The sequence below is a fragment of the Bacillus sp. UNC322MFChir4.1 genome, from assembly GCF_000746135.1.
Lineage (GTDB): Bacteria > Bacillota > Bacilli > Bacillales > Bacillaceae_G > Bacillus_A.
Map to the genome: position 1 here is coordinate 1 of NZ_JQKQ01000062.1, position 7,751 is coordinate 7,751.

A 7,751-nucleotide genomic window follows, 5' to 3' on the forward strand; every position below is an offset into this window, starting at 1 on the left:
GAGGTTATAGTTTTGAAACGGTTATTCCTCTGTATGGAACGAGAACTTGTTGTCTTAGAAGAAAAAAACGAAGCGTATCAAATTCAATACCATTTACAAGGTATGCAGCCTACCTGTATTGCGGTAGACCCATTTCAATCCAACCGTATATATTGCGGTACGTTTGGCCGGGGGGTATGGTTAAGTGACGATAGGGGGGATTCTTGGAGACCGATTGGCGATTCTTACCGTTACTTTGATTTCCCTAAAGAAGATGGTATTTTACATTCTTCTATTACTGCGATAACTGTAAGCTCCAATAAGAAAGTTAATGGCTATGGCGTCGTTTATGTCGGTACAGAACCTAGTGCCTTATTTTCCTCAGAAAATGGTGGTGAAACGTGGAACGAATGTAAAAACATGAAATCATTACTTTCTTCATATACGTGGGCATTCCCCCCTCGTCCTTTCACGCATCATGTACGATGGATTACAGTTGATCCAAATAAACAAGATACGCTACATGTATCAATTGAAGCCGGGGCCGTTATTCAAAGTAGACATTTTTTCAGCAGCCTTCCGCAAACTATAAGTCTTTTTTCTTAAGACTGACAATATTGTTTAATTTGGCTAACACATAAATTTCGTAGTCTTGTACAGGAATGAGTATGATAACTTTTATACCAATCCACTGTATGTTTTAACGTCTGTTGGAGAGACCATTTTGGCTCCCAATTTAATTTAAATTTCGCTTTACTTATATCAAGGTTTAAGAATGTTGCTTCATGAAATTCGTCTTGCTTTTCATTTGGTAACACCCAATCTCCATGTCCCCAAATTTTCACAATACTAGTAACAAGTTTTTTTACTGGAACCATATTATTTAGGGTTGGACCAAAGTTCCAAGCACCAGAAAAACGAACACCCTCCGTTAAAATTTTTTCAGTTAGAAGTAAATATCCACTTAAGGGTTCTAAAACATGCTGCCAAGGTCTTATTGCATTAGGGTTTCTTATAGCGATTTCATGATTTGATTCTAATGCTCGTATACAATCAGGTATAATCCTGTCTACAGACCAATCTCCCCCGCCAATTACATTTCCAGCTCGAACACTTGCAACTATTTTTTCATGCTGGTCATAATTCTTTTCTGGAAAGTATGAGTTACGATAGGATGAAATTAAAAGCTCACAGCATCCCTTACTAGAGCTATATAGATCATATCCCCCCATTGGATCATTTTCACGATATCCCCAAACCCATTCACTATTTTCATAACACTTGTCACTTGTCACTATAATTCCTACTTTGGTTGATTCATGTAAACGAATTGCTTCCAATATATTCATTGTCCCCATAACATTTATATCATACGTTTCTTTAGGAAAATCATAAGAATATTTCACAAGTGGCTGTGCGGCTAAATGGAATACAATCTCAGGCTTATGTTCTTCAAAAACCTTATTTAATTTATTAAAGTCTCTAATATCTCCCCGAATATCAATTATGTCATTTTGAAGATTTGTTAATATAAAATTATCTTTTTTACTTTTAGGATCTAAAGAATATCCAATTACAGTCGCACCTAATTCTTTTAACCATATGGATAACCAAGAACCTTTAAAACCCGTGTGTCCCGTAATTAATACCTTTTTTTCATGAAATACATTATTAAAGCCATTACTTAACAAGTAATTCACACCCTACCCATATATTTTCATACATTCAGATATAAATGTGCATTATTTTTATACCAATTAACAGTCTTAATAATACCCTCTTCAATACTTATTCTTGGCTCCCAGGAAAGCATAGTTTTAATTTTGTTAATATTTGGTTCAGGGATCCATCGTTCATTAGTTCTATAGGGTAATACACCATAATTAGGTCTTTTATTTGTCTGTAAATGTTTAAAGAGTAATTCTACATAATATTTTAAAAGGTGGATTTCCCCACTTCCAATATTAAAAATTTCATTTTGTATAGAATTATGCTCAATTGCTAATATACATGCATCTATAATATTATCTATATAACAGTAATCTCTTAGTTGGTTACATAAAGTTAAGTCTACATTTTTCCCCTGCAACACTTGTAAAATAATATAGCTAAAAATTTTATGTGATTCTTCACCTTCTCCAAATATTCCAAAGGGCCTTAAAGTTATAAGATTTATATTTTGCTCAGCAGCAATTTGATGAGCAAGTATGGTAGCTGCGGCTTTGCTACTTCCATAAATGTCTACTGGTGTGAGTACCATGTCTTCCTGAATAGGTTCTGTTTTATTTCCATATTCAGAACTGCTTCCAATATTAATAATTTTACGGCACTCTATAGATTTTGTTGCTTGAATAATATTAATTGTACCTAAAACATTCGTTTCAATAGCACTCATGTAATCTGCATTGGCTGAATTTACTCCATACGCAGCAAGGTGAAAAATATAATCTGGGTGAATCTGTTTTATCGTATCTTGAACTTGCATTTTATCTCGTATATCTATTTCATAAACTTTGAAATTTCTTAGGACATCTTTAAGACGCCAAGAGTTCGATGATTTTCTTGCGAAAACAACAACGTTTGCTTGTAAGTTTAACAATCTTCTTACTAAATGAGAACCGATAAATCCAAATCCACCAGTTATAAGAAAAGTTTTATTTTTTAAATCATTCATCATATGCATTGAATCCCATCCTTCCCCTTTAAAGTAATGTTCAATTAAAGGAGATAAATAGTTATATTTATTAATTTATATATACTTCAAGGAATAATGTCACTTACATAAAAAGTGGAAATAGATTTCATCTGAGCTGCAAAGAGGAGTATTGTAAATAATTTTTTATTGGAGATTTATCTACTGATCTAGTATCTAAATACGTAAGAGAGATTCCAAAAGTATTATAAAGTAAAAGACATGTATTTCTTATCTTTTCAATATAAGGAATATATATATACTTTAAAATTGATTGATCCATTTCTACACTTTCTTGTTTCCATAAATCAAATTCATTTGTATTAATAATTTGCATACTTCCAAAATGGAAAGCAATTAATTCATCTTGATCTATAAAAATCTTATCTTCTATTTTTGCTATAGAATGGGCGTTATTTAAAATTACATTCCAAGGTGCTGCGTCAATACCCTTATGAGTCATAATTTTGATATTAGAAAATATATTAGGGATGTAATCTAAATATTTTTGATCTCCCCATCTATTCATCTTAATATCATATACATTTTTACAATATTCTAGGCACCTATCTTTCCACCATTTTAAAATATCTTTACTGTTTGAATCATTTTTAAATCCAATTAACCCAGCCTGATATATACCATGTACATTTTCAAGATCCTTGGTACCTCTCTGTGGACAAAGAAATACGGAATACTTCCACCATTCATCTAGAATTATATTAGGTTTTGTAAAAAAGTACATATCTGCATCACAATATACAATATGATCAACTTCAGAATAATACTTAAGAATATGGAGACAAAGAGGAGCTTTTAATGTCCAACAATACTCCTGCAAACTTCTTTCATTTTTTATGCTTAAAAGTTCTTGATTTTCAATGTCGTTCACATGAATTAGTATTGCATGTTTCAATTTTAAGTTTGTTAGTATTCGATAAGTTACATCATCCATACAGCAGATCCATATTGTAAAATTTTCGCTATGACTTTCCAATGAATAATAGCAAGTTAGTCCTTGAATTAAACGTTCTCGACTTATAATCATTGCATAATTCATAGAATAATTTGATTGGTTCATTTTTCTTCTTAATTGCGAATCTTTATATAAAGTTTTCGCTTTATTTATATCTTTAGCACCTAATAATTGCTTTATATTCCCACTGAATTTTCCTTTTAATTCCTTGAGTATAAGTTGAATTAATTCTAAATAAGGAGTATAGATATGATTTAATATATTATTTGGTATTGAAATTTCACCTAACGACCATAAATCGAAATACTTCTCACTGAAAATAGTTATGCAGGCAAAATGATATACAATCAGTTTGTCTGTTTCAATATATACATCACCTTGATTTTTATAAATTTTATAATTATTATTATAAATACAATTCCAGGGTGCGGCATTTATACCTAAATTCTGTGATATTTTTACTTTTGGAAAATAAAAAGGAATAAAATCTAAATATTTTTGATCACCAAACCTTTCATGGTCAGGTTCAGCACTACACCAATCTAAGCATTTTCCCTTCCACCATCTCACACTTTTTAATCCGTACAAGTCATTTTTAAATCCAATTAGTCCTGCCTGATACTTCCCATATTTTTCTTCTACCCAATCACGATCTCTCTGTGGACAAAGAAAGATAGAATTCTCCCCCCACTCTTCAAATATAGTGTTAGGATCAGAGAAGAAACATAAATCACCATCACAATAAAGAACAGATGGTAAATCATAATTTACCAATAAATATTCAATTAATATGGACTTTAAAGTCCAACAATACTCGTTAACTTTCCTTTTCTTCTTTATTTTTTTTAGATTTTTATCTTCTAGATCATCTACTGGTAAAAGGTTTACATTAATCAAATTCATTCCTTTTAATATCGAATACGCAACTGAATCTATGCAGCAAATCCACAGTGTGAATTTTTGAGTACTCTTTAATAAAGACTTTTGTAATGCAATTATTTTCACTACATATTCTGTCCCTGCTATGGTACAAAAATGGTTTCTAGATTCAGCAGTCTGTTTATTATAGAAAAGAGAATTCATTTTCTTGATAGTAGTTTCTGGGGGTGAATTTATATCTGGGGGGATCTGAACATCTTCCTCTACCTTAGTGGGAATATATAGGAGGGGTAAACTTTTCTTTTCATCATTAAAGTTCAATGTTTATTCATTCCTCTCAACTACTTTTTGTTTGGATTCCAAGTTTCATTTGCATCTTTTAGGTCTTTTGGGGTATCTACACTAATCCAAAAATCATTGTACTCATAAACTGCAAGTTCATGATTCTGTATTAAATTACGTAGTGGTTCTTCTTCAAGAATGCAATCATTCTCAGAATTCAAATAATCAAATATCCCTCTGTTAAATACAAAAAAGCCTCCATTTATTAACGCATCAAGCAAGGGCTTTTCCTTAAAATCCACAGCTATTCCATTTTCGATCTGTAATAGACCATATTGACTATTCTTTTTAATACCTGTTAATGTTGCGATTTTTCCTTTTTCTTTATGGAATTTTATAAGGTCATTAATATCTATATTTGCTAAACCGTCACTATAAGTTAATAAAAATGTTTCATCTTGTATATACTTTTCAATTTTTTTCAATCTTGCTCCGGTCATCGTCTCAATTCCTGTATCTATAAACTTTATATTCCACTCTTCTTCTTCCTGAAGTAATTGATACTGATTATTTTTAAAATCTAAACTAAAATCGTGTTCTTTCCAGTTATAATTCATAAAATACTCTTTAATTTGATCACCTTTATACCCTAATAGGAGAATAAATTCATAATGCCCATATCTCCTATACCAGTTCATTATATGCAAAATAAGAGGTTTTCCCTGAACACGAACTAAGGGTTTGGGTGTGTTCTCCAAAACCCCTTGCATTCTGAGTCCTTTTCCCCCACACAAAATTACGACTTTCACAGACCTATCTCCTCTTCCTCATTATATTTAACTCATATAGCTTATGTAGTTATTATGTAATTGGTATACACGCATGTACCATAAAGTCAGTTATAAAAGAGTAATGTGAAATGTAAATTATTATTATTGCTTCATAGGCAGCTATTCTTGTTTAGATATGTATCGTACTCCATATTTTAGCAAAGAGGGGGCCACATATCTCCTTTGTCAATAATACGTTGAGCGAATTGCTTAACCTCTAAAGGATTTTGTTCTGGCAATATCAATCTATATTTAAACCCACAATTACAAGTAAAATCTCCTTACAATACTCTATAAGCATCGTGGATACCAATCTCTAAATTCTCTACACACTCTTCCAAATAATGGTCTACTAAAGGATTTATACAAATCCAAGGTCCTGAACCAAATGGTTGATAAATATAATCATTTTTATAAAATTCCTTTATACTACCGCAGAACAAACGCATTATCAATATGTGTCTTACAGGATGTAAATATTTAAGACTCTCCTTTTGTGTAATATTCATCGTCCAAGACAAAGGATCATCAGAACTTATATTTGAATTAAGTAAATCTAAAACTTCTTTGGGATAAAAATCCAATACCTTTTCTGCAAGGAAATATTTCCTTTTAGAGAATGGATAACCAATTCCATGTATTTATCAAAATAATAGTGATCTGGTTGGGGTATTAGATTCCACCACTTCCTTTATTCCGCTTTACCCTCCTCCATGCTTCAGCGAGTATATCAGGACGATAAATTTTGTCATACAACGCATGAAATCTTCGGCTTGGACTTTCTTTGGCACAAAGATATAAAGTTTTCCAAAGTTCTCGTGCTTTTACATCGGTGTAGTTAGCTAGTTTTCCAGCATTCACTCACTCTTACCTCCTTCCAACTTATGAACAAAGTAGAGGTCCTTCCCTACATAACGTTGTGTTGTCGTTATGATGTTCAGTACTATGACCTCCTCCGACTCCCTCTTTGCAGTCCACCATTTCGCTTATGCTTATAGGTTTCCTCTCTCCTTTCTGAAAGAAAGGGCAAAGGAGGGGCTCCCCAGTTCCGGACACTGCTTTCTCAACATACCGTCCTCCTTACCCCGAGGGATTCTTCGATGCCGCGTTTCCAAGTTCTTCACATCTTCCATGGTCTTCGCCTATCTGCGCCAGGCTCGACTTCCCTTTGTCCTATTACTAGGTTGCTTTTGACGAGGCGGCAAGGTTCACTTTATGTTACGGTCTGTTGATTCGCTCGCACTTCTATTAGAAGTTACTTTGTCACAGGGCTCCAACCTTAGGATTTCTCCACCAGTTGCCTGTCAGCTACTAGGCGACTTGGTTCTTACCTAGACTGGATTTTCACCAGTAAGCAGTGCCCAGCTTAGCTGGGCACGCCACAACAAAAAAGCATGACATAGAGTTGCCATGCTTTTTTTATTATATATTTCGTAACAAAATTGTATTAGTCTGCAATTTTTTCAACTATACAAAAGTTCATTCTTTTTCTTAACTCGATATTTTATCAAAATAATAACCCAAAACTTATTATTTCCTTTTAATTCTTTTCTAGTCTAATTAATTTTTCCCTCAACACATTTATTCACATCACCCGTTTGATTAATGCACTTTATATCTTTTCATTTCATTTCAAAATGTACCCATTAATATTGTTTCATCATTTTCACATTGTCTTTTCATTCATATATTTTCATCATTTTTTATTTCAATCGTGGTCAAAAATGTGGTCAATGTGGTCTAGTTAAAACACAAAAAAATAAAGTAGCTTAATTTTGATAAATCATTAAACAGAATGAGAAAAATAAAAAAAGCCATTCTCACATGATGGTATTATCCCCTTTAAGTAGACATTCAAAAAAACCTTCATGATAAGATGAAGGAAAGAATGAAACTTGGAGGGGATTTTTCTATGGCGAAAAAGGGACAACAATTTCAATCCTACACGGAAGAATTTAAGTTAGATGCCGTTAGGGCCTATGTGAATGGGTCCGAAAGTTATCAAAGGCTCTCAGAACGATTAGGTATTCGAAGTTGTACACAATTAAAGGTTTGGGTGAAAAAATGGAAAAATGGTGAACCATTTGATGAACGTAGTAAAGGTAATGCACCG

At 32.6% G+C, this 7,751-nt stretch carries 7 protein-coding genes and 1 pseudogene; 2 read left to right on the top strand and 6 right to left on the bottom strand.

Annotation, left to right across the window (positions count from 1 at the left end):
• Window positions 1-12 precede the first annotated feature (12 nt).
• A pseudogene (locus BR72_RS16985) lies at window positions 13-537 on the top strand (WD40/YVTN/BNR-like repeat-containing protein); the annotation flags it as partial.
• 44 nt (window positions 538-581) lie between these two features.
• Here BR72_RS16985 and rfbG read toward each other — a convergent pair.
• The 6 genes from rfbG to BR72_RS26780 all read right to left on the bottom strand — a co-directional run bounded on the left by rfbG (window position 582) and on the right by BR72_RS26780 (window position 6,499).
• The gene (gene rfbG / locus BR72_RS16990) at window positions 582-1,670 is read right to left on the bottom strand and encodes a CDP-glucose 4,6-dehydratase (protein WP_035434786.1); all 1,089 of its coding nucleotides are present in this window, start codon (window positions 1,668-1,670) and stop codon (window positions 582-584) included.
• Between the two features lie 26 nt (window positions 1,671-1,696).
• Window positions 1,697-2,656 carry an NAD-dependent epimerase/dehydratase family protein gene (locus tag BR72_RS16995; protein ID WP_035434795.1) on the bottom strand — a complete coding sequence of 320 codons (960 nt, stop codon included), beginning with the start codon at window positions 2,654-2,656 and terminating at the stop codon, window positions 1,697-1,699.
• 124 nt (window positions 2,657-2,780) lie between these two features.
• A complete protein-coding gene (locus BR72_RS17000; protein WP_035434788.1) occupies window positions 2,781-4,847 on the bottom strand; it encodes a hypothetical protein in 2,067 nt (688 codons plus the stop codon).
• Window positions 4,848-4,867: 20 nt separating this feature from the next.
• Window positions 4,868-5,617 carry a sugar phosphate nucleotidyltransferase gene (locus BR72_RS17005; RefSeq protein ID WP_035434790.1) on the bottom strand — a complete coding sequence of 250 codons (750 nt, stop codon included), beginning with the start codon at window positions 5,615-5,617 and terminating at the stop codon, window positions 4,868-4,870.
• 302 nt (window positions 5,618-5,919) lie between these two features.
• A complete protein-coding gene (locus BR72_RS27175) occupies window positions 5,920-6,222 on the bottom strand; it encodes a TnsD family Tn7-like transposition protein (protein ID WP_231559729.1) in 303 nt (100 codons plus the stop codon).
• Window positions 6,223-6,310: 88 nt separating this feature from the next.
• Window positions 6,311-6,499, bottom strand: coding sequence for a hypothetical protein (locus tag BR72_RS26780; protein ID WP_035434791.1), 189 nt, complete (start codon window positions 6,497-6,499; stop codon window positions 6,311-6,313).
• A gap of 1,051 nt (window positions 6,500-7,550) precedes the next feature.
• Here BR72_RS26780 and BR72_RS17015 point away from each other — a divergent pair.
• Window positions 7,551-7,751, top strand: a 201-nt coding sequence (locus BR72_RS17015; RefSeq protein ID WP_035434793.1) for a transposase, incomplete at its 3' end; no start/stop codon positions are given.

What these genes read in the sequence shown, in the direction of transcription:
- BR72_RS16995 (WP_035434795.1), bottom strand. Translation starts at nt 2,656, where the DNA reads ATGATGAATGATTTAAAAAATAAAACTTTTCTTATAACTGGTGGATTT.